This window comes from Mesorhizobium sp. WSM4312 (assembly GCF_002294875.1).
In the GTDB taxonomy this organism is placed as follows: domain Bacteria; phylum Pseudomonadota; class Alphaproteobacteria; order Rhizobiales; family Rhizobiaceae; genus Mesorhizobium.
The window spans coordinates 76,705-96,454 of sequence record NZ_NSFU01000014.1 but is presented as its reverse complement, the minus strand read 5'-3'; the positions used below and the strand labels follow the sequence as shown (position 1 = coordinate 96,454).

20 protein-coding genes and 1 riboswitch are annotated in these 19,750 nt (G+C 62.7%); of the genes, 12 read left to right on the top strand and 8 right to left on the bottom strand.

Going from position 1 to position 19,750, the window contains the following annotated elements:
- Nucleotide 1 precedes the first annotated feature (1 nt).
- Nucleotides 2-376: an avidin/streptavidin family protein gene (locus CK228_RS23645; protein WP_095771555.1), complete on the bottom strand. Its 375-nt coding sequence runs from the start codon at nucleotides 374-376 to the stop codon at nucleotides 2-4.
- Between the two features lie 106 nt (nucleotides 377-482).
- Nucleotides 483-1,505 carry a substrate-binding domain-containing protein gene (locus CK228_RS23640; RefSeq protein WP_095789484.1) on the bottom strand — a complete coding sequence of 341 codons (1,023 nt, stop codon included), beginning with the start codon at nucleotides 1,503-1,505 and terminating at the stop codon, nucleotides 483-485.
- Between the two features lie 361 nt (nucleotides 1,506-1,866).
- On the opposite strand from CK228_RS23640, the gene CK228_RS23635 reads away from it, so the two are divergent.
- The 5 genes from CK228_RS23635 (at nucleotide 1,867) to ugpC (ending at nucleotide 8,382) form a co-directional block, all read left to right on the top strand.
- Complete coding sequence (locus CK228_RS23635; protein ID WP_095771554.1) at nucleotides 1,867-3,222, top strand: ABC transporter substrate-binding protein; 1,356 nt, start codon at nucleotides 1,867-1,869, stop codon at nucleotides 3,220-3,222.
- Nucleotides 3,223-3,399: 177 nt separating this feature from the next.
- Complete coding sequence (locus tag CK228_RS23630) at nucleotides 3,400-4,413, top strand: sugar ABC transporter permease (protein ID WP_095771553.1); 1,014 nt, start codon at nucleotides 3,400-3,402, stop codon at nucleotides 4,411-4,413.
- A gap of 1 nt (nucleotide 4,414) precedes the next feature.
- Nucleotides 4,415-5,569, top strand: a complete 1,155-nt coding sequence (locus CK228_RS23625; RefSeq protein WP_095771552.1) for a carbohydrate ABC transporter permease — start codon at nucleotides 4,415-4,417, stop codon at nucleotides 5,567-5,569.
- Between the two features lie 4 nt (nucleotides 5,570-5,573).
- Nucleotides 5,574-7,238: an alpha-glucosidase family protein gene (locus CK228_RS23620; protein WP_095771551.1), complete on the top strand. Its 1,665-nt coding sequence runs from the start codon at nucleotides 5,574-5,576 to the stop codon at nucleotides 7,236-7,238.
- Nucleotides 7,239-7,269: 31 nt separating this feature from the next.
- Nucleotides 7,270-8,382: a sn-glycerol-3-phosphate ABC transporter ATP-binding protein UgpC gene (gene ugpC / locus CK228_RS23615; protein ID WP_095789419.1), complete on the top strand. Its 1,113-nt coding sequence runs from the start codon at nucleotides 7,270-7,272 to the stop codon at nucleotides 8,380-8,382.
- An 84-nt stretch (nucleotides 8,383-8,466) separates the two neighbouring features.
- Here ugpC and CK228_RS23610 read toward each other — a convergent pair whose 3' ends face one another.
- From CK228_RS23610 to CK228_RS23600, 3 genes are all read right to left on the bottom strand, one after another.
- Complete coding sequence (locus CK228_RS23610; protein ID WP_095771549.1) at nucleotides 8,467-8,718, bottom strand: DUF680 domain-containing protein; 252 nt, start codon at nucleotides 8,716-8,718, stop codon at nucleotides 8,467-8,469.
- A gap of 67 nt (nucleotides 8,719-8,785) precedes the next feature.
- Nucleotides 8,786-8,989, bottom strand: a complete 204-nt coding sequence (locus CK228_RS23605) for a DUF680 domain-containing protein (protein ID WP_095771548.1) — start codon at nucleotides 8,987-8,989, stop codon at nucleotides 8,786-8,788.
- 72 nt (nucleotides 8,990-9,061) lie between these two features.
- The gene (locus CK228_RS23600) at nucleotides 9,062-9,259 is read right to left on the bottom strand and encodes a DUF680 domain-containing protein (protein ID WP_095789418.1); all 198 of its coding nucleotides are present in this window, start codon (nucleotides 9,257-9,259) and stop codon (nucleotides 9,062-9,064) included.
- A 493-nt stretch (nucleotides 9,260-9,752) separates the two neighbouring features.
- Nucleotides 9,753-9,954: riboswitch (cobalamin riboswitch) on the top strand.
- A gap of 113 nt (nucleotides 9,955-10,067) precedes the next feature.
- Here CK228_RS23600 and CK228_RS23595 point away from each other — a divergent pair.
- Nucleotides 10,068-11,315, top strand: coding sequence for an aromatic ring-hydroxylating dioxygenase subunit alpha (locus CK228_RS23595; protein WP_095789417.1), 1,248 nt, complete (start codon nucleotides 10,068-10,070; stop codon nucleotides 11,313-11,315).
- 20 nt (nucleotides 11,316-11,335) lie between these two features.
- Nucleotides 11,336-12,430: a hybrid-cluster NAD(P)-dependent oxidoreductase gene (locus CK228_RS23590; protein ID WP_095789483.1), complete on the top strand. Its 1,095-nt coding sequence runs from the start codon at nucleotides 11,336-11,338 to the stop codon at nucleotides 12,428-12,430.
- A 95-nt stretch (nucleotides 12,431-12,525) separates the two neighbouring features.
- On the opposite strand, the gene CK228_RS23585 is transcribed toward CK228_RS23590, so the two are convergent.
- The 3 genes from CK228_RS23585 to CK228_RS23575 form a co-directional block, all read right to left on the bottom strand.
- Complete coding sequence (locus CK228_RS23585) at nucleotides 12,526-13,155, bottom strand: alpha-ketoglutarate-dependent dioxygenase AlkB (RefSeq protein ID WP_095789416.1); 630 nt, start codon at nucleotides 13,153-13,155, stop codon at nucleotides 12,526-12,528.
- 90 nt (nucleotides 13,156-13,245) lie between these two features.
- Nucleotides 13,246-13,683 (bottom strand): alternative ribosome rescue aminoacyl-tRNA hydrolase ArfB, encoded by a 438-nt coding sequence (arfB, locus tag CK228_RS23580; RefSeq protein WP_095771544.1) that lies wholly within the window; start codon nucleotides 13,681-13,683, stop codon nucleotides 13,246-13,248.
- 81 nt (nucleotides 13,684-13,764) lie between these two features.
- A complete protein-coding gene (locus tag CK228_RS23575; protein WP_095789415.1) occupies nucleotides 13,765-15,375 on the bottom strand; it encodes a phosphoenolpyruvate carboxykinase in 1,611 nt (536 codons plus the stop codon).
- 343 nt (nucleotides 15,376-15,718) lie between these two features.
- On the opposite strand from CK228_RS23575, the gene CK228_RS23570 reads away from it, so the two are divergent.
- From CK228_RS23570 to CK228_RS23550, 5 genes are all read left to right on the top strand, one after another.
- Nucleotides 15,719-16,420 carry a response regulator transcription factor gene (locus CK228_RS23570; RefSeq protein WP_010912942.1) on the top strand — a complete coding sequence of 234 codons (702 nt, stop codon included), beginning with the start codon at nucleotides 15,719-15,721 and terminating at the stop codon, nucleotides 16,418-16,420.
- 130 nt (nucleotides 16,421-16,550) lie between these two features.
- Nucleotides 16,551-18,335, top strand: a complete 1,785-nt coding sequence (locus CK228_RS23565) for a sensor histidine kinase (RefSeq protein ID WP_095771542.1) — start codon at nucleotides 16,551-16,553, stop codon at nucleotides 18,333-18,335.
- Nucleotides 18,336-18,355: 20 nt separating this feature from the next.
- Nucleotides 18,356-18,817, top strand: coding sequence for a serine kinase (locus tag CK228_RS23560; protein WP_095771541.1), 462 nt, complete (start codon nucleotides 18,356-18,358; stop codon nucleotides 18,815-18,817).
- A gap of 164 nt (nucleotides 18,818-18,981) precedes the next feature.
- Nucleotides 18,982-19,383 carry a PTS sugar transporter subunit IIA gene (locus CK228_RS23555; protein ID WP_010912939.1) on the top strand — a complete coding sequence of 134 codons (402 nt, stop codon included), beginning with the start codon at nucleotides 18,982-18,984 and terminating at the stop codon, nucleotides 19,381-19,383.
- The gene (locus CK228_RS23550; protein ID WP_095771540.1) at nucleotides 19,380-19,676 is read left to right on the top strand and encodes an HPr family phosphocarrier protein; all 297 of its coding nucleotides are present in this window, start codon (nucleotides 19,380-19,382) and stop codon (nucleotides 19,674-19,676) included. Before CK228_RS23555 ends, CK228_RS23550 begins: the two co-directional genes overlap by 4 nt.
- Nucleotides 19,677-19,750: the final 74 nt, after the last annotated feature.

Genomic DNA, 19,750 nt, shown 5'->3' with positions numbered 1-19,750 from the left:
CTCAGTCAATACGCTCGAAGGTGTCCAGGCTCGTCCCGAAGGCGCGCCATGCTCCAACCGTGGTCAGCTTTGCGGGCTCACCTTCCGCCTCGGCTGAGAGCACCTGTCCGGCCACCGTGTGCCACAACATCTCGATCTTGCCGTCTCGAACAATGCCGGTGTAGCTGACAGCGGCAGGCCCCGCCTTTCCCGACGCCGCAGACGTGAAGCCAATCACATCTCCATGAGCGGCGCCATAGAATGGCACCACCATCCCGGAGAAGCTGCTGTCCGGCAACGCTGTCCTGAAGACACCCCGGATCATGCCACCACTATCATCTTCGATAATCACAACCGAGCCGTATTGATTGCGCCAAGTGCCTTTCCACGAAACCATGTCTGCCTCCTCTCACCCCGTCATGCGCTAACGTTGGGGGGCGGCTTACCGTTCCGCACGATTACCGGGCCGCCCCCCCTCGCTCAGAGTGATTGCGTTTCGACCGCTAGGCCGGCGCTCCCGCAACCGATCCCCTGACCACCAGATCGACCGGCCAGACTTCGCCGCGGGCGCCTTCTTCCAGCCCCGAAATCCGCGCCGCAAGCCGCTCGGCGACGCGGGCGCCGGCAAGGCGGATGGATGAGCGCGTCGTCGACAGCGGCACAGAAAAATTCTCCGGCTTCAACCAGGGGAAGACGTCGTCATGAGCGATCAGCGAGACATCGCCGGGAATGGTGAGGCCGAGGTCGCGCACCGCGCGCACGACGCCCAGCGCCATGATCAGGCTGGAGCAGGCGATCGCCGTCGGCGCGTCGCCCTCCTCGAGCAGGCGCCTGGTGGCGCGATAACCGTTCTCTTCGGTCATGACCACGGAGCAGACATGGCGTTCGCCCAGGCTTAGCCCGCTTGCCGCGAGCGCGCGGCGCACGCCGCGCTCGCGATGGATGGCGAAGGTCTCGCGGTCGTCGCCATTGATCAGCGCCAGCCGCCGGTGGCCGAGCTGGACCAGCAGCCGCGCCGCTTCGTGGAAGGCGCCCTCATTGTCGATGTCGAGATAGGGATAGTCGAAATCGAAGCCCTCGCTGCGGCCATGGACGAGGAAGGGAATGCCGAGCGTGCTGACCAGCGCCACCCGACTGTCCTGCGGCCGCGGCGAAGAGATATAGACGGCATCGACCTGCCGGTTGGCGACGATGCGCCGATAGGTCGTCTCCTGGTCGTCGGCGTCGGCCGGGGACAGCACGAGGTCGAGCTCGTGCGAGCGGGCATAGTCGCCGAGGCCTGACAGAAACTCGACAAAATGCGGATCGATGTCGACGGCCGCACCCGTCGGCAGGACATAGCCGATCATGCCGGATTTGCCGGTCGCCAGCCGCCGCGCGCTCGGATTGGGGCGATAACCCTGGCGCTTGGCGGCGTCCATGACGCGCCTGCGCGTCTCCTCGTTGACCTCCGGATAGCCATTCAGTGCCCGGCTTACCGTGGTCTGCGAAAGCGCCAGCATATGCGCGAGCTGCTTGAGGTTCACAACGGCCTCCATTCCCTCAAAGCGCTTTTAAATTGAATCGACCCAATCGCCACAAAGGCGCGACGGTATCGAGATGACCATAGTCGGGGTTGGAGTCAGTTTGAAACGAAAATTGCTGTTGCGCTGCCAAAAAAGCATGCTGCGGTGCACTTTTCGGCGGCATAATCTGCAAAATTAAATCGATTAGCTACCGAGCCTCTTGACTTTCAGATGATTCAATGGCGTGATCCAAAAAGCCAAAGCGCTTTGGAAGGCTCTTCGAAAGGTTGCGGTTCCCTTGCGACTGAGTCACAGTCCTGCGGCGTCGGCGGGCGGAATGGAGGTTCCGTCCGGTGTGTGTGACCCACTGGGAGGAATACCGATGAAGAAAATGCTTTTGCTGGGTGTTGCGTTTGGTGCGCTCGCCCTGAATACGCCCGCGCATGCCGAACTGAAGTTCAAGCCAGGCGAGGACAAGCGCTTCAACTGGGCAAACTTTGAAGACCTCAAGAAGGTCGACCTCAAGGGCGAGACGCTGACCATCTTCGGGCCGTGGCGCGGCGAGGATGAGACGCTTGTCCGTTCGGTGCTCGACTATTTCTCCGAGGCGACCGGCGCGGAGGTGAAATACTCCTCGTCCGAAAACTACGAGCAGCAGATCGTCATCGATACCCAGGCCGGGAGCCCGCCGAACATCGCCGTCCTGCCGCAGCCGGGCCTGATCCAGGACCTCGCTTCCAAGGGCGTGCTGACCCCGCTGGGCGACGACGTCGCCGCCTGGATCAAGGAAAACTACGCCGCCGGCGACTCCTGGGCCAAACTCGGCACCTATACCGGCAAGGACGGCAAGTCGGCCTTCTATGCCTTTCCCTACAAGATCGACGTGAAAGGGCTGGTCTGGTACTCGCCCGACAATTTCGAGGAAGCCGGCTACAAGGTGCCGAAGACGCAAGAGGAACTGGCCGAGCTCGAAAAGAAGATCATCGCCGATGGCGGCAAGCCCTGGTGCATCGGGCTTGGTTCCGGCGGTGCGACAGGATGGCCGGCGACCGACTGGGTCGAGGACATCATGCTCAGGACGCAGCCGCCGGAAGTCTACGACAAGTGGGTCAAGAACGAGATCCCGTTCACCGACCCGGCGGTGGTCAGCGCCATCGACATCTTCGGCAAGATCGCCACGGACGACAAGATGGTGGATGGCGGCGCCAAGGCAGTGGCGGCGACCGATTTCCGCGACAGCCCCAAGGGGCTCTTCACCGTGCCGCCGAAGTGCTACATGCACCACCAGGCATCGTTCATCCCGTCCTTCTTCCCGGAGGGCGTGAAGCTCGGCCAGGACGCGGACTTCTTCCCCTACCCGCCCTACGCCTCCAAGCCGGAACTCGGAACGCCGCTGGAGGTCGCCGGAACGCTGGTGATGATCACCAAGGATTCCAAGGCATCGCGCGAGTTCATCAAGTTCCTCGAAATGCCGCTCGCGCATGAATTGTGGATGGCACAGAAGAGCTTCGTCACCCCCTTCAAGAGCGCCAACAAGGATGCCTATGGCAGCGATGCGCTGAAGAAGCAGGGCGAGATCCTGGTCGGAGCGACGACAGTCCGCTTCGACGGCTCCGACCTGATGCCCGGCAAGATCGGTGCCGGCTCATTCTGGACCGGCATGATCGATCTGGTCGGCGGCAAGTCCGCCCAGGACGTGGCCGCCGACATCCAGAAGAGCTGGGACGCAATCAAGTAGATCGCAACAGGCAAGCTGGAACCTTACTGATCCTCCTGCAGGATCCGGGCCACGGCCCGGGTCCGACCGGCGGCATACGCCGGAAGCCTTCGCGTTTCGATTGTTCCGAATGACTCACAAAGTCGGTGCATCCGACCGCCAGCTTGCCTGGCTGGTCATGCGCAGGGAGAGGGACCCATGGCGGCTCAGATTTTCTCGGCCATTTTCGTCATCATCATCGGCGTCGGCGGCTGTGTCGCCTACTTCTGGGGCGCCAACAAACTGCTGGACCTGACCTTCCCTTCGCGCGGGGTCACCGGCACGGCTGCCGTCAACAATCTGCGCCGGCAGGGCCTCGTGCGGCCATGGCTGTTCGTCGGCCCGGCGCTGATCATTCTCACCATCTACCTGATCTACCCGGTGATCGCGACGCTATGGCTCTCCTTCCTCGACCGCGGCGGCAGCAGTTTCGTCGGGCTCGCCAACTATGAGTGGGCTTTGCGCGATCCAGACCTCCGACGCTCGATCCTGAACAACCTGCTGTGGCTGGCCGTGGTGCCGGCGGCCTGCACCTTCCTCGGCCTGATCATCGCCGTGCTCACCGACAAGATCTGGTGGGGCACGATCGCCAAGAGCCTGATCTTCCTGCCGCTGGCCATCTCCTTTGTCGGCGCCAGCGTGATCTGGAAGTTCATTTACGAGTATCGCGGCGAGGGCCAAGTGCAGATCGGCCTGCTCAACGCCATCATCCAGCATTTCGGCGGCCAGCCGCAGGTGTGGATATCGCTGCCGTTCTGGAACAATTTCTTCCTGATGATCATCCTGATCTGGATCCAGACCGGCTTTGCCATGGTCATCCTGTCCTCGGCGTTGCGCGGCATTCCGGAAGAGACGCTGGAGGCCGCGGTCATCGACGGCGCCAACCCGTTCCAGATCTTCTGGAAGATCATGGTGCCGCAGATCTGGGGCACCATCGCCGTTGTCTGGACCACCATCACCATCCTGGTGCTCAAAGTTTTCGACATCGTGCTGACCATGACCAACGGCCAGTGGAACAGCCAGGTGCTGGCCAATCTGATGTTCGACTGGATGTTCCGAGGCGGCGGCGATTTCGGCCGCGGCGCAACGATCGCCATCATCATCATGATAGCGGTCATCCCGATCATGGTCTGGAACATCCGCCAGGCGAACAAAGAGACGGGAGGACATTGAGATGGCCGTCGCGACCGGAAAATCCTTCGCCAGCCGTTTCGGCGTCCACATAGCGGTGCTGGTCTTCGTTGCCATCTGGACCATTCCGACACTCGGCATCCTGGTCTCGTCGCTGCGCGACAAGGACCAGATAGTCGCCTCGGGCTGGTGGAATTCATTCGCCAGCTCCAGCCAGACCGAGGCCGGGCGGCTGCCGCCCGCCACGGCGCAGACCCAGAAGGACGGCAAGTACGTTCTCGAGGGCAACATTTTCGGCGATGGCGCCAAGCGCAACATCAGCGCCTTCGGCGTCAAGGCGGCCGCTCCGACGCAATATCCGGCCGGCTCATCGGCCGACCTGGGTGAAGGCGTCACCCTGCAGGTCAATGCCGACGGCAGCTTCGTCATGACCTCGCCCAAGGCGTTCGAAGGCGACCGCGGCCAGCGTCTCTACTATGCTTCGTCGGCGCCGCCGAAATTCACCCCCGACAACTACCAGACGGTGCTGTTCTCGGAAGGCATCGGCCGCTCGTTCATGAATTCGCTGACCGTCACCATACCGGCGACGGTCATCCCGATCCTGATCGCCGCCTTTGCCGCCTATGCGCTGGCCTGGATGCGGTTTCCCGGCCGTGCGCTGCTGATCGCGGTCATCATCGGCCTGCTGGTAGTGCCGCTGCAGATGTCGCTGATCCCGCTGCTCAAGCTCTATAACGGTGTCGGTACTTTCTTCGGCGTGCCGTCGAAGACCTATCTCGGCATCTGGCTGGCGCATACCGGCTTCGGCCTGCCTTTCGCCATCTACCTGCTGAGGAGCTATATCGCCGGCCTGCCGCGCGAGATCATGGAATCGGCCCGCATCGACGGCGCCAGCGATTTCGAGATCTTCGTCAAGATCGTGCTGCCGCTGTCCTTCCCGGTGCTGGCCTCCTTCGCCATCTTCCAATTCCTGTGGGTATGGAACGATCTCCTGGTGGCGATGGTTTTCCTTGGTACGGCACCCGACCAGATCGTGTTGACGGCCAAGCTCAACGCGCTGCTCGGCTCTCGCGGCGGCAACTGGGAGATCCTGACGACATCGGCCTTCATCACCATCATCGTGCCGCTAATCGTCTTTTTCTCACTGCAGCGCTATTTCGTCCGCGGGCTGCTCGCCGGCTCGGTGAAAGGAGGCTGAAACCATGCAATCCGCTTTGAAAGCCAGTTCGAACCCCGACCTCGCCATCGATCGCGACTGGTGGCGAGGCGCGGTGATCTACCAGATCTATCCGCGCAGCTACCAGGATTCGAACGGCGACGGCATCGGCGACCTCAAGGGCATCATCGGACGGCTGCCCTACATCGCCGCGCTCGGCGCGGACGCCATCTGGATCTCGCCCTTCTTCAAATCGCCGATGAAGGATTTCGGCTATGACGTCTCGGACTATTGCGACGTCGACCCGATGTTCGGCACGCTGGCCGATTTCGACGCGCTGACGGCGGAGGCGCACCGGCTGGGTCTCAAGGTGATGATCGACGAAGTGCTGTCGCATACGGCCGACATCCATCCCTGGTTCAAGGAAAGCCGGTCGAGCCGTAGCAATTCCAAGGCCGACTGGTATGTCTGGGCGGACGCCAGGCCCGACGGGACGCCGCCCAACAACTGGCTGTCGATCTTCGGGGGGTCGGCCTGGCAGTGGGACACCAGCCGCCAGCAATATTACCTGCACAATTTCCTGGCCGAGCAGCCCGACCTCAATTTCCACAACCGTGAAGTCCAGGATGCGCTGCTCGACGTCACCCGCTTTTGGCTGGAACGCGGCGTCGACGGCTTTCGCCTCGACACGATCAATTTCTACTTCCACAGTCAGGGCCTGGAAAACAATCCGCCGCTGCCGCCGGAAGAACGCAACGACCAGACCGCGCCGGCGGTCAATCCCTACAACTACCAGGACCATCTCTACGACAAGAGCCGCCCGGAAAATCTCGGCTTCCTCGAACGCTTCCGCGCTTTGCTCGACGAATATCCGGCAACCGCCGCCGTCGGCGAGGTCGGCGATTCGCAGCGCGGGCTGGAAGTCGTGGCCGCCTACACGGCCGGCGGCAAGCGCGTGCACATGTGCTATTCCTTCGACTTCCTGGCGCCGGAAAAGATCAGCGCCGCCAAGGTGCGCTCGGTGCTGGAAGCCTTTGGCAAGGTCGCCAGCGACGGCTGGTCGTGCTGGGCGTTTTCCAACCATGACGTGATGCGCCCGGCCTCGCGCTGGGCCGCCGGCGAAGCCGACCCTGTCGCCTATCTCAAGGTCATCTCGGCATTGCTGATGTCGCTGCGCGGCTCGGTCTGCATCTACCAGGGCGAGGAACTCGGGCTGGGCGAGGCCGAACTGCGCTTCGAGGACCTGCAGGACCCCTATGGCATCCGCTTCTGGCCGGAGTTCAAGGGCCGCGACGGCTGCCGTACGCCCATGGTGTGGGATGGCGGCGCCAGGAATGGCGGCTTTTCCCAGGCCAAGCCCTGGCTGCCGGTGCCGGCCAAGCATCTGGCGCAGGCCGTCAATGTCCAGCAAGGCGACCAGGCTTCGCTGCTCGAGCACTATCGGCGCTTCCTGACCTTCCGCCGCGCCCATCCGGCTCTGGCCAAGGGCGACATCACCTTCATCGAAAGCGAGGGCGACACCGTCGCCTTCACGCGCCGCGCCGGCAACGAGCAGGTTGTCTGCGTCTTCAACCTGGGCGCCAAGCCGGCCAAGGTTGACCTTGGCAGCCGATCACTGCAACCTTTGCCGGGACACGGGTTTTCCGGGCAGGCGAGCACCGGTTCGATCGAGCTTGGCGGCTACGGCGCCTGGTTCGGGCGCATAGACTGAAATCTTTGAGGAAATCACTGGGAGGACACCAATGGCCGATGTCAATCTGAGACAAGTGAAGAAGTCCTACGGCAATCTCAACATTCTCCACGGCATCGACCTCGATATCAAATCGGGCGAGTTCATCGTCTTCGTCGGTCCATCGGGCTGCGGCAAGTCGACCTTGCTGCGCTCGATCGCCGGGCTCGAGGAAATCACGTCGGGCGAACTCAAGATCGATGGCGACGTTGTCAACGACGTGCCGCCGTCCAAGCGCGGCATCGCCATGGTGTTCCAGTCCTACGCGCTCTATCCGCATATGACGGTCTACGACAACATGGCGTTCTCGATGAAGATCGGCAAGGAGAACAAGGCCGAGATCGACCGCCGCGTGCGCCAGGCGGCGGAAATCCTGCAATTGACCAAGTATCTCGACCGGCTGCCCAAGGCGATGTCGGGCGGCCAGCGCCAGCGTGTCGCCATCGGCCGCGCCATCGTGCGCAATCCGAAAGTGTTCCTGTTCGACGAGCCGCTGTCGAACCTTGACGCCGCGCTACGCGTCGCCACGCGCATCGAGATCGCCAAGCTCAAGGAATCGATGCCCAACACGACGATGATCTATGTCACCCACGACCAGGTCGAGGCGATGACGCTGGCCGACCGCATCGTGGTGCTGAAGGACGGCCATGTCGAACAGGTCGGCACGCCGATGGACCTTTACAAGAAACCCGGCAATCTGTTCGTCGCCCAGTTCATCGGCTCACCGGCCATGAACATCCTGCCGGCAACCATCGACAAGACCGGCAACCCGACCGTCGTCAGCCATGTCGGCGGCCGCAAGGCGGCGGTGCCGATCACCACGCCGGCCTCGGCCAAGGGCGCGGCGGTCAGTTTCGGCGTGCGGCCGGAAGACCTGATGATCGCCAGCGGCGCGGACTATCTGTTCGAGGGAACGGTCGACTATGTCGAGCAGCTCGGCGAGGTCCAGCTGGTCTATGTCGATATCGGCCGCGCCGACCTGCCGCTGGTGACCAAACTGCCGGGCAATGTCGAGGTCAAGCGCGGTTCGACATTGCGGCTGAGCGCCAATGCCGAGGACCTGCATATCTTCGATGCGGACGGACATTCCTTCGCGCTGCAAAAGCCGGAAGCAAAAGCGGCTTGAGGCCGCCGGTCCTGCTGGGTCAAGGCAACAAAAAAGAGCGGCGGGCCAGGCCCGCCGCTCTTTTTTGGAAATCAGCTACGGCTGTTAACGGCCGAAGAGGTTGCGGTCGCTGCCCTGAGGAGCGGACTTCTGCGCGTCGCCCGACGAATTGAGCAGCTTGTAGACAGGCGAGCCGCTCTCGCGGATCGAAGCCGTACGCGAGTTGTCAATCGAAGTTGCGGCGGGCGAAGTCACGGCGGGCTGGTTGGCGCCATTGGAACCAAAATTGTCGCTGCCCGCGAAAGCGCTGCCGGAGATGGCCAGAACGGCGGCGGCAGCAAGGATGATCTTGTTCATGTTAGTCTCCTGAATTTCTGGATTTCACGGGAATGGCCGGCATCGCCGCCATTCCCGTAAACCGGCATTACTTGCCGAAGAGGTTGCGGTCAGCGCCCTGCTGAGCAGGCAGCTGGGTGGCCGGAGCCGACTTGTCGACCGAAGCCGTGTAGGAATGGTCGGCCGCAGCGGCCGACTGGTTGGCACCGTTGGAACCGTAGTTGTCGCTGCCAGCGAAGGCGCTGCCGGAAATGGCCAGAACGGCGGCGGCAGCAAGGATGATCTTGCTCATGTTAGTCTCCTGAATTTCTCAAGGTCGGCCAGAGCGGCGGGCGAAAAGCCCGCTGTCGGCCGGGATCTGTTGTTAGTTGTTGCCGAAGAGGTTGCGATCGGCGCCCTGGGCAGGCGTCTGAGCAGCCGGCTCCGACTTGTTGGTCGAAGCGGTGTACGAGCTGTCGACAGCCGCGGCTGCGGCGGCATTCGAACCATAGTGGTCGCTACCAGCAAAGGCGCTGCCGGAAATAGCCAGAAGGGCGGCGGCAGTGAGAACAATCTTTTTCATTTTTGGTACTCCAGTATTTTTTCCGTCCGTCTAGCGGCGTGTCTTGGGATTGAAATCGCGTCGTTCGGACAGGCCCGATGTGGGAAAGCCAGTTCGCCGTTTCCAATCACGAAGTTGTTCCGTGTGGACCAAGAATCCACCACTTGAAATTGTGCCAGGGCTTCCGAGCCATGCATTTTTCTTGTTGATATCAACCACTTAGTAAACGCCAGCCGCAAGGTCACAGACTGTATCGGAGGTCCATCGTTCACACCGTCCTGCACGCACCGTCAACAGAAACGAACCGTTCGGTTCGATTTTAGAGTCTGCTAATAGTCACTTTTCGAACCGTTAACCTCTTTTGCCCCAGTTCCGGGTCGATTTTGACAGCCGGCACAGCTATCGGCGGAGGCGATTTTCGTGACCGCTGCCCGTGACCTGATCGTTGCGCATGCGTGTCGCGCCGCATGGATACGATGTCGCTTTCATGCCGATGTCGCAAACGCTGTCGTGATTAGATCATGTCATCTCAGGTGCCGCTTCGTGACGACGGGGCGGAGAATTGGGAAGCCGGTCAAAATCCGGCGCTGCCCCCGCAACGGTGGTGGAGTTCAAGTCGCAACGGGAGACCACTGGGCAAAAGCCTGGGAAGGTGTCGCGACCGTCCGCAAGGACACTCCAGAGCCCGGAAACCAGCCCGAGATTTTTGAACTCGACTGATCGCGGTGGGCGGTCAAGAGGCGGATCGCGCGTGCCCGGCTTTCGCCGAGTTGCGTCTCATCCTTCCTCAATCACCACCAGTTCAGTCCTTGAAGTATGAGGACAGGACATGGATGCGCGCAACGATATGCTGAGGCTGTTGAATGGCCGCAGAGAGGGCTTCTCGCTCGAGCAGCCCTTCTATACCGATCCCGATTTCTTCAAGCTCGACATGGAGCTGATCTGGTATCGCGAATGGCTGTTCGTCGGCCATGATTGCGAACTGCCCAAGCCCGGCAGCTTCATCACCGTACAGATCGGCGACTACCCTGTCGTGCTGGTGCGCGATCAGCAGGGCAAGATCAACGCCTTCCACAATTCCTGCCGCCACCGCGGCAGCCGCGTCTGCAACACCGACAAGGGCATGGCCGCCAAGCTGGTCTGCCCCTATCACCAATGGACCTATGAGTTGGACGGAAGGCTGCTGTTTGCCCGCCAGATGGCAGACGGCTTCGACAAAAGCCAGTTCGGCCTGAAGCCGGTCGCCTGCGAAAGCGTGGCCGGCTATATCTTCATCTGCCTGGCCAAGGAACCCGCCGACTTCGCGCCGATGCGGGCGATGATCGAACCCTATCTCAAGCCGCACCGGCTCAGCGAAGCAAAGATCGCCTTCGAGAGCACGATCGTCGAGAAGGGCAACTGGAAGCTCGTCTGGGAAAACAACCGCGAGTGCTATCATTGCGCCGGCAATCACCCGGAACTGTGCAAGACCTTCCCGGAAGCCCCGACGGTGACCGGCGTGCAAGGCGCCGACAGCGATCCGGAAATGCTGGCACACTGGGCCAAATGCGAGGCGGCCGGGCTGCCGAGCAAGTTCCGCATCGATCCGGCCGGGCAATACCGCGCCACCCGCGCGCCGCTGCTGCGCGATGCGGTCAGCTACACGATGACGGGCAAGCGGGCGGTGAAGAAGAACCTGTCCGACAGCGTCTCGGCCGACCGCATCGGCTCCTTGCTGCTCTATCACTATCCGACGACGTGGAACCACATCCTCGGCGACCATGCCGTCACCTTCCGCGTGCTGCCGATCAGCGCCACGGAAACCGCGGTGACGACCAAATGGCTGGTGCACAAGGACGCAGTCGAGGGCGTCGACTACGATCTTGCCGAACTCACCCATGTCTGGACCGAGACCAACGACCAGGATCGCCGCATCGTCGAGGAAAACGCCTTCGGCATTCTGTCGCCGGCCTATGAGCCCGGCCCCTATTCGGAGCTGCACGAGGGCGGCGTGATCCAGTTTGTCGAATGGTACGCGTCCTTCATCGGCCCACGGCTTGCCCAAGACGGCCGGCCGGCTTTGCGCAGTGTCGCCTGAGAGGTTTGGGGATGAACGCGATGACGGATCTTGGCCTCTATCGCCATCTCGATCAGATGGCGCCCTGGAACGACAGGCTGCAGGTGCTGGAAGTGATCGGCGTCAGCGACGAGGCGCCTGACGTCAAGACCTTCACCTTCCGCTCCGACAACCAGACCTGGTTCCGCTACAAGCCGGGCCAGTTCGTGACGCTGGAACTGCCGACGTCGGACGGACCGCTGATGCGCACCTATACGCTGTCGTCGTCGCCGTCACGGCCGTTCTCGATCGCGGTGACGGTGAAGGCGCAGGCCGGCAGCATCGGCACACGCTGGATGTTCGAACACCTTGTGCCCGGTTCGCACGTCAAGGCTTATGGGCCGAGCGGCGACTTTTCGCTGCACAGCCACCCGGCGGCCAAATATCTGTTCATCTCGGCCGGTTCCGGCGTGACGCCGATGATGTCGATGCTGCGCTGGCTGAACGATTGCGCGCCATGGACCGATGTCGGCTTCGTCAACTGCGCGCGGCGCGCCGAAGAGATCATCTTCCGCAAGGAACTCGAACTGCTCGGCGGCCATATGCCGGGCCTGTCGCTCGGCTTCATGATCGAGGAGCGGTCGAGCCGCGAGGGCTGGTATGGCCATATGGGCCGCATCGACGCGATCCGGCTGCCGCTGCTGGCGCCCGATTTCCGCGAACGCGAGATCTTCTGCTGTGGTCCGGATCCTTTCATGCGCGCCGTGCGCGGCATGCTTGAAGCCGCCGGCTTCGACATGACGAAATACCACCAGGAGAGCTTTGCCGCCCCCGCGGTTGAGGAAGTCCCGGCGCCGTCCGCATCGCCTGGGGAAGACGTTGCCGTTCCTATCGAGGCAACACCGATCCGCTTCGCGCTTTCGGATGTCGATGCCGAGTGCATCGCCGGCCAGACCGTGCTGCAGACGGCGCGTTCCTCGGGTGTGCGGATCCCCGCGGCCTGCGAATTCGGCCTGTGCGGAACCTGCAAGGTGAAGAAAGTCTCCGGCGCCGTCGAGATGAGCCACAATGGCGGCATCCTCGATCACGAGATCGATGACGGCTTCATCCTCGCTTGCTGCTCGAAGCCGCTTTCGGCTCTCGAAATAGAGGCGTGACAGCGTCGGGCGGCCCCGGCGCGGCAGCCTTGCCAAGCAGTTGCGGCTGTTTCCAGGACCCTGGCGACCTCGGTAGGGCGCGCGTCAGGATCGGCTTATAAGGCGTTCTCGTTCGGCTTCGTCACCCGCCGCAGCGTCAGATTGATCCTGCCGCCGTTCTTGAGCAGCGCCGAGGTCGAGGGATAGATGCGGTCGACGCCGTGGAAGGCGAGACGGCCCTCGCCGCCGAGCACGACGACGTCGCCGCTCTTCAGCCTGAACGATTTGGTGGCGCCGTCGCGCGTCGTCTGGCCGACCCTGAACAGGCAATCGTCGCCCAGCGAGACAGAGACGACAGGCGCCGAGAAATCGGCCTCGTCGCGGTCCTGGTGCAGGCCCATCTTCGCGTCGGCCGTGTAGAAATTGATAAGACAGGCCTCCGGCGGATTCGGATAGCCCGACACCTGCCGCCAAAGATTGAGCAGGCCCTCTGGGATCGGCGGCCATGGCTCTCCGGTCAGCGGATGCGTCGGCTGGTAGCGATAGCCGCGCTCCTTGTCGGTGACCCAGCCGAGCAGGCCGCAATTGGTCATGCGCACGCTCATCTCCTTGCCGGTGCGCGGCATGGCAGGGACGAACAGCGGGGCCTGCTGGACGATGCCTCTCACCTCTTCGACCAGCGCCTCCTGAACAGCGCGGGAGAGATGGGCCGGCATGTGACGGACGCCTTTGGGCAAAACGAGCATGAGGTCGGTGATAATCCGGTTGCTGCTTTGACCTTGAAGAATGCCACACGGAGGCGCTGACAACGACCCGAAAACGTTCTGGCAGACGGATCAGTCGTCGCCGACGCGGCCGCGCAGCTTCTTGATCGTGCCGCGTCCAGCCTTGCTCTTCAGCCGCCGCTCCACCGCGCCTTTCGAAGGGCGCGTCTTCTTGCGGGGTGGCGGCGGCGGTTCGGCTGCCTTGGCGACAAGCGCCGTGAGCCTCGCCCGGGCGTCCGCCCGGTTCTGCTCCTGGGTGCGGAAGCGCCCGGCCTCGATGACGATAACGCCGTCCTTGGTGGCGCGCTGGCCGGCAAGCTTGATCGTGCGGGCACGCACGCGTTCCGACAGGCCGGCCGCGCCGGCCGCGTCGAAGCGCAGTTGCACGGCGGTTGCCACCTTGTTGACGTTCTGGCCACCGGGCCCCGACGAGCGGATGAAATCCTCGTGCAGGTCACCGGGATGGATCACGGCTTCGCCCGATATGATGATGTCGTCGTCGATCGGCATGCCGCAGTCATGGCGCGGCGGCGGACAAAAGAAAAGGCCCGATCGAAATCGAGCCTTCAATGGTGCTGAGCGACGTGACGATTACTCCGCCGCTTCCTGCATGCGTGGCGCCGCACCCATGACGGTTGCATCGACATGCGGCTCGAATTTCTCGAAGTTGACGGCGAACATGCCGACCAGTCTTGCCGCCTGGCGGTCATAGGCGGGCTTGTCGGCCCAGGTCGAGCGCGGATCGAGAATGGCGCTATCGACGCCAGGCACCGCCACCGGCACCTCGAAGCCGAAATTGGCATCGGCGCGGAATTCGGCTGTCTTCAGCGAGCCGTCGAGCGCGGCGGCCAGCAGAGCGCGTGTCGCCTTGATCGGCATGCGCTTGCCGGTGCCGTAGGCGCCACCGGTCCAGCCGGTGTTGACCAGCCAGCAATCGGCGCCGTGGCTGGCGATGAGCTCGCGCAGCAGATTGCCGTATTCCGAGGGGTGGCGCGGCATGAACGGAGCGCCGAAGCAGGTCGAAAACGTCGCTTCGGGTTCGGTGACGCCCTTTTCGGTTCCGGCCACCTTGGCCGTATAGCCGGAGAGGAAATGATACATCGCCTGCGCCGGGGTCAGCCGCGCGATCGGCGGCATCACCCCGAAGGCGTCGGCGGTCAGCATGATGATGTTTTTGGGATGACTGGCGCGCCCGGTCTTCGAGGCGTTAGGGATGAAGTCGAGCGGATAGGCGCAGCGTGTGTTTTCGGTAAGGCGGCCATCGTTGAAGTCCGGCACGCCGTCGGCGTCGAGCACGACATTTTCCAGCACCGTGCCGAAGCGCTGCGTGGTGGCGAATATCTCCGGCTCGGCTTCAGCCGACAGCTTGATCGTCTTGGCGTAGCAGCCGCCTTCGAAATTGAAGATGCCGTGCGGGCCCCAGCCATGCTCGTCGTCGCCTATCAGCGTGCGCGACGGATCGGCCGACAGTGTCGTCTTGCCGGTGCCGGAAAGCCCGAAGAAGACGGCCGCTTCGCCGGCCGGCCCCTCATTGGCCGAACAATGCATCGGCATCACGCCCTTCTGCGGCAGCAGATAGTTGAGCATGGTGAACACCGACTTCTTCATCTCGCCGGCATAGGAGGTGCCGCCGATCAGCACGATCTTGCGGGTAAGGTCGACGGCAATCACCGTTTCCGCGCGGCTGCCGTGGCGGGCGGGGTCGGCGCGGAAGGACGGCAGGTCGATGATCGTCATCTCCGACACGAACTGTTCGAGCTCGGCCTTGTCCGGACGGATGAGAAGATTGCGGATGAACAGCGAGTGCCAGGCAAACTCGGTGATGACGCGCGTCGGCAGTTTCAGCTCGGCATCGGCGCCGCCGACGAGGTCCTGAACATAGAGATCCTTGTCCGCGGCGTGAGCAAGGAAATCGGCGAACAGCGTTTCGAACTGGGCCGGCGAGATCGCCTTGTTGTTGTCCCACCAGACATGCGCCTCGGTGTTGGCGTCGCGGACGACGAACTTGTCCTTTGGCGAACGGCCTGTGTGCTGTCCGGTCTCGGCGACCAGCGCGCCATGCGCGGTCAGCCGGGCCTCGCCGCGCCGGATCGCCTCCTCGTAAAGGGCGGCCGCGCCAAAATTATAGCGCACCATACCGGTGGTTTTCAGGCCGATACGATCGATCGGGCAAGCAGGATTGCGTTTGCCGACTTCCGACATTGGTGTCCCTTCTACGATTTGCCGCATCTTTGCCGGCGCATTTCCGGCACGCCCACCGAGCGGGCTGAGATGGTCAAAACCAGAAAAGCCAAATGATATCAAATCATTAATCGATTTAAAAATTTTGAAAGTTGTTTAAATCGTTTATATATGCGAAAAGTTTCACGGTTGCCCAAAGGATTGGCGATGTTCGTTCGTCCAATCCATGTCGAGGTAGGATTGTGGCCTGCGGCACCCCGCGCGTGACAGCGGACAAGGCCTATGCCACATTTTGTACCTAATTTGTCCTGCAAAAGCCCCTTCTCTACGAAAGAAGGGACAGCTCATGAGGGAGCCGCTTGAAATGGCAACAATCGCGCTTGTCGATGACGACCGCAACATTCTGACGTCGGTGTCGATCGCCCTCGAATCCGAGGGATATCGCGTCGAGACCTACACGGATGGTGCGTCCGCGCTGGAAGGCCTGGCGGCGCGTCCGCCAAATCTTGCCATCCTCGACATCAAGATGCCGCGCATGGACGGCATGGAGCTCTTGCGCCGGATGCGCCAGAAGTCCGACCTGCCGGTGATCTTCCTGACCTCCAAGGACGACGAGATCGATGAATTGTTCGGCCTCAAGATGGGCGCCGACGATTTCATCCGCAAACCGTTCTCGCAGCGCCTGCTGGTCGAGCGGGTGCGCGCCGTGCTGCGCCGTGCCAGCGCCCGCGAGGCTGCGGCAAAGGCGCCCAGCCAGCAGGCCCGCTCGCTCGAGCGCGGCCAGCTCGTCATGGACCAGGAGCGCCACACCTGCACCTGGAAGGGCGAACCGGTGACGCTCACCGTCACCGAATTCCTGATACTGCATTCGCTGGCGCAGCGCCCCGGTGTCGTAAAAAGCCGTGATGCGCTGATGGATTCGGCCTATGATGAGCAGGTCTATGTCGACGACCGTACCATCGACAGCCACATCAAGCGGCTGCGCAAGAAGTTCAAGGCTGTCGACGACGACTTCGAGATGATCGAAACCCTTTACGGAGTCGGATACCGGTTCCGCGAAGCGTGAAATAGGCAGTAGGGAATAGTCAGTAGTCCGTTTTGAATGGTGCGAGCGGCCACATTACCGCGATCTCAGCCACTTCTCTATTCCCTACTGCCTACTCGCTACTCACTAATTAGGCAGGGCCTGCTATTCGATGGCAGTGGAAGCACAGCGAACAAGACCGACGGGCGCCGCCAGGCGGCCGTCGCGCATCATGCCGTCCTTCGTCTCGAAGATCACGGTGCCGATGCGCCGCTTCCTCGGCCACCACATCTTTTCCAGCCTGACCCGGCGCATCCTGTTTCTCAACCTTGCCGGCCTGGCTGTCCTGGTCACCGGCATCCTCTACCTCAACACCTTCCGCGACGGGCTGATCGATGCCCGCGTCGAAAGCCTGATGACGCAGGGCGAGATCATCGCCGGCGCGATCGCGGCGTCGGCGACGGTCGAAACCGATTCGATCAGCATCGACCCGGAAAAGCTGCTTGAGCTGCAGGCCGGCGAAAGCCTGGGGCCGGGCTCGGATCAACTCGACAATCTCGACTTCCCGATCAATCCCGAGCGTGTCGCGCCAGTGCTGCGGCGGCTGATCTCGCCGACCCGCACGCGGGCCCGCATCTATGACCGCGACGCCAATCTGCTGCTCGATTCGCGCCACCTCTATTCGCGCGGCCAGATCCTGCGCTACGATCTGCCGCCGGTCGAGGAGGAAGAGCCCGACCTTGTCGAACGCGTCCAGAAGTTCATCTTCGACTTCTTCCGCAACACCGACCTGCCGGTCTATCGCGAGCAGCCGGGCGGCAATGGCGCCGCCTTCCCGGAAGTGGTCAAGGCGCTGACCGGCAGCCCGTCGACCATCGTGCGCGTCTCCGAGCAGGGCGAGCAGATCGTTTCGGTGGCGGTACCAATCCAGCGCTTCCGCGCCGTCCTCGGCGTCTTGATGCTGTCGACCGAAGGCGGCGACATCGACAAGATCGTCGCGGCAGAGCGCAAGGCGATCCTGCGCGTCTTCGGCATCGCGGCACTGGTCACCGCCATCCTGTCGATGCTTTTGGCCTCGACCATCGCCAATCCGCTGCGCCGGCTGTCTGCCGCGGCGGTGCGGGTCCGGCGCGGCGTCAAGAGCCGTGAGGAAATCCCCGACTTTTCCGACCGGCAGGACGAGATCGGCAATCTTTCGGTCGCCGTGCGCGACATGACCAACGCGCTCTATGCTCGCATCGAGGCGATCGAAAGCTTCGCCGCCGATGTGTCGCACGAATTGAAGAACCCGCTGACCTCGCTGCGCAGCGCCGTGGAAACCTTGCCCCTGGCCAAGAACGACAATTCGCGCAGCCGGCTGATGGACATCATCCAGCATGACGTGCGCCGGCTGGACCGACTGATCACCGACATTTCCGACGCTTCCCGTCTCGATGCCGAACTGGCGCGAGAAGATGCGGGAACGGTCGACCTGAAGAAATTCATCACCGACCTCGTCGCCGTGTCGCGCGAGACCACGCGCAACAAGAAGGCGGTCGAGATCGAACTCAAGGTCGCCAAGCTGCCGCAGGGCGTGAAAGGCTATTTCGTCGCCGGCCACGACCTGCGCATCGGCCAGGTCGTCACCAATCTGATCGAGAATGCGCGCTCCTTCGTTCCCGAGGCCCATGGCCACATCAGCCTGTCGCTGGCGCGCGCCGGCAAGTTCAACATCCTGACCGTCGACGACAATGGTCCCGGCATCCGCGCCGACAATATCGACCGCATCTTCGAACGCTTCTACACCGACCGGCCGGCGGGCGAGGCGTTCGGCCAGAATTCGGGCCTTGGCCTGTCGATCTCCAGGCAGATCGTCGAAGCCCATGGCGGCACGCTGACCGCCGAGAACATTCCCGGCACCAAGCCCGGCGAGATCAAGGGCGCGCGCTTCGTCGTGACGCTGCCGGCCGAAGGCTGACCTCTAGCTCGAACATAACCATGCCCGAACCCGCCGCGCAGCCTGAAAACATTCACGGAACCGCGATCCTGATCGGCGACCGCGGCGTCCTTATCACCGGGCCGTCCGGCGCCGGCAAGACGACGCTGGCGCTGACACTCCTGGACCATTGCCGCGCGCGAGGCCTGTTCTCACGGCTGATCGGCGACGACAGGCTGCTTGCCGCGGCCCGCGCCGGGCGGCTGGTCTGTCGCGTGCCGCCGACTATCGCCGGTCTCGCCGAAGTCCCTGGGTTCATGCCGCGCCCGCTGCCGTTCGAACCGGGCGGAGTGATCGACCTGCATGTGAGGCTGGTGCCAAAGGCAGAGATGGCCCGTTTCCAGGAGGAAATCAGCGAGCCGGTCGCAGGCTGCCCGGTACCGCGTATCGACCTTGCCGAGCGTAACGCCGCCACGGCCCTGCCCGCCGTGATGGCGCGGCTGTCCATCATGCCTTTTCTATGATCCGCCCTGGGTTTTTTGCTGCAATGCGTCAAAATGGCATGGGTCGGCGCAATTTTGGGCTTGTCAACGGGCCGCGCGTCGACAAGATAGCGCTCCCGCCGCCTGGAATGGCTGGCGAACATAAAATGCGCCTGTGAAGCGGCGATGACGGGAGCCACCAAAGAATGATCGGACTCGTGCTTGTAACGCACGGTCAACTGGCCACCGAGTTCCGACATGCCGTCGAACATGTCGTCGGGCCACAAGACAATTTCGAAACCGTGGCGATCGGTGCCGACGACGATATGGAACAGCGTCGCCGCGACATCGTCGACGCCGTGGCCCGTGTCGATACCGGGGCTGGTGTCATCGTGCTGACCGACATGTTCGGCGGCACGCCGTCGAACCTCGCCATTTCGGTGATGGAGTCCGGCCGCACCGAGGTGATCGCCGGCATGAACCTGCCGATGCTGATCAAGCTGTCCTCGATCCGCAAGGGCGACAATATGGCCGCCGCGCTCGACGAGGCGCAGGCCGCCGGGCGCAAATACATCAATGTCGCCAGCCAGCTTCTGAGCAGCAAATGAACGCGATATCCCCGGAAAAGGACCACATCGTCCGGGAGTTTCCGATCGTCAACCAACGCGGCCTGCATGCGCGCGCCTCGGCGAAATTCGTCCAGCTCGCCAGCGGTTTCGACGCAGCGGTCCATGTCGAGAAGGACGGCGTCAAGGTCGGCGGCACGTCGATCATGGGCCTGATGATGCTGGCGGCCAGCCCGGGCTACTCGATCCGCGTCACCGCCAGCGGGCCGGAAGCGCTCGAGGTCATGGACGCGCTTGAACAGCTTGTCGCCTCCCGCTTCGGCGAGGAATGCTGATCCCGGACGCTGCCCAAGCATGCTCGCAGGACATGCAGGGATAAAGATTTCTTTATATCCCATTGTCGACTTGA

Excerpts from the sequence above, each read along its gene's own strand:
- CK228_RS23630 (WP_095771553.1), top strand. The coding sequence starts at position 3,400 with ATGGCGGCTCAGATTTTCTCGGCCATTTTCGTCATCATCATCGGCGTC.
- CK228_RS23555 (WP_010912939.1), top strand. The coding sequence starts at position 18,982 with ATGATCGGACTCGTGCTTGTAACGCACGGTCAACTGGCCACCGAGTTC.
- ugpC (WP_095789419.1), top strand. The coding sequence starts at position 7,270 with ATGGCCGATGTCAATCTGAGACAAGTGAAGAAGTCCTACGGCAATCTC.
- CK228_RS23600 (WP_095789418.1), bottom strand. The coding sequence starts at position 9,259 with ATGAAAAAGATTGTTCTCACTGCCGCCGCCCTTCTGGCTATTTCCGGC.
- CK228_RS23620 (WP_095771551.1), top strand. The coding sequence starts at position 5,574 with ATGCAATCCGCTTTGAAAGCCAGTTCGAACCCCGACCTCGCCATCGAT.
- CK228_RS23575 (WP_095789415.1), bottom strand. The coding sequence starts at position 15,375 with ATGTCGGAAGTCGGCAAACGCAATCCTGCTTGCCCGATCGATCGTATC.
- CK228_RS23610 (WP_095771549.1), bottom strand. The coding sequence starts at position 8,718 with ATGAACAAGATCATCCTTGCTGCCGCCGCCGTTCTGGCCATCTCCGGC.
- arfB (WP_095771544.1), bottom strand. The coding sequence starts at position 13,683 with ATGCCGATCGACGACGACATCATCATATCGGGCGAAGCCGTGATCCAT.
- CK228_RS23585 (WP_095789416.1), bottom strand. The coding sequence starts at position 13,155 with ATGCTCGTTTTGCCCAAAGGCGTCCGTCACATGCCGGCCCATCTCTCC.
- CK228_RS23595 (WP_095789417.1), top strand. The coding sequence starts at position 10,068 with ATGGATGCGCGCAACGATATGCTGAGGCTGTTGAATGGCCGCAGAGAG.
- CK228_RS23590 (WP_095789483.1), top strand. The coding sequence starts at position 11,336 with ATGACGGATCTTGGCCTCTATCGCCATCTCGATCAGATGGCGCCCTGG.
- CK228_RS23570 (WP_010912942.1), top strand. The coding sequence starts at position 15,719 with ATGGCAACAATCGCGCTTGTCGATGACGACCGCAACATTCTGACGTCG.
- CK228_RS23645 (WP_095771555.1), bottom strand. The coding sequence starts at position 376 with ATGGTTTCGTGGAAAGGCACTTGGCGCAATCAATACGGCTCGGTTGTG.
- CK228_RS23605 (WP_095771548.1), bottom strand. The coding sequence starts at position 8,989 with ATGAGCAAGATCATCCTTGCTGCCGCCGCCGTTCTGGCCATTTCCGGC.
- CK228_RS23625 (WP_095771552.1), top strand. The coding sequence starts at position 4,415 with ATGGCCGTCGCGACCGGAAAATCCTTCGCCAGCCGTTTCGGCGTCCAC.
- CK228_RS23565 (WP_095771542.1), top strand. The coding sequence starts at position 16,551 with ATGGCAGTGGAAGCACAGCGAACAAGACCGACGGGCGCCGCCAGGCGG.
- CK228_RS23550 (WP_095771540.1), top strand. The coding sequence starts at position 19,380 with ATGAACGCGATATCCCCGGAAAAGGACCACATCGTCCGGGAGTTTCCG.
- CK228_RS23635 (WP_095771554.1), top strand. The coding sequence starts at position 1,867 with ATGAAGAAAATGCTTTTGCTGGGTGTTGCGTTTGGTGCGCTCGCCCTG.
- CK228_RS23560 (WP_095771541.1), top strand. The coding sequence starts at position 18,356 with ATGCCCGAACCCGCCGCGCAGCCTGAAAACATTCACGGAACCGCGATC.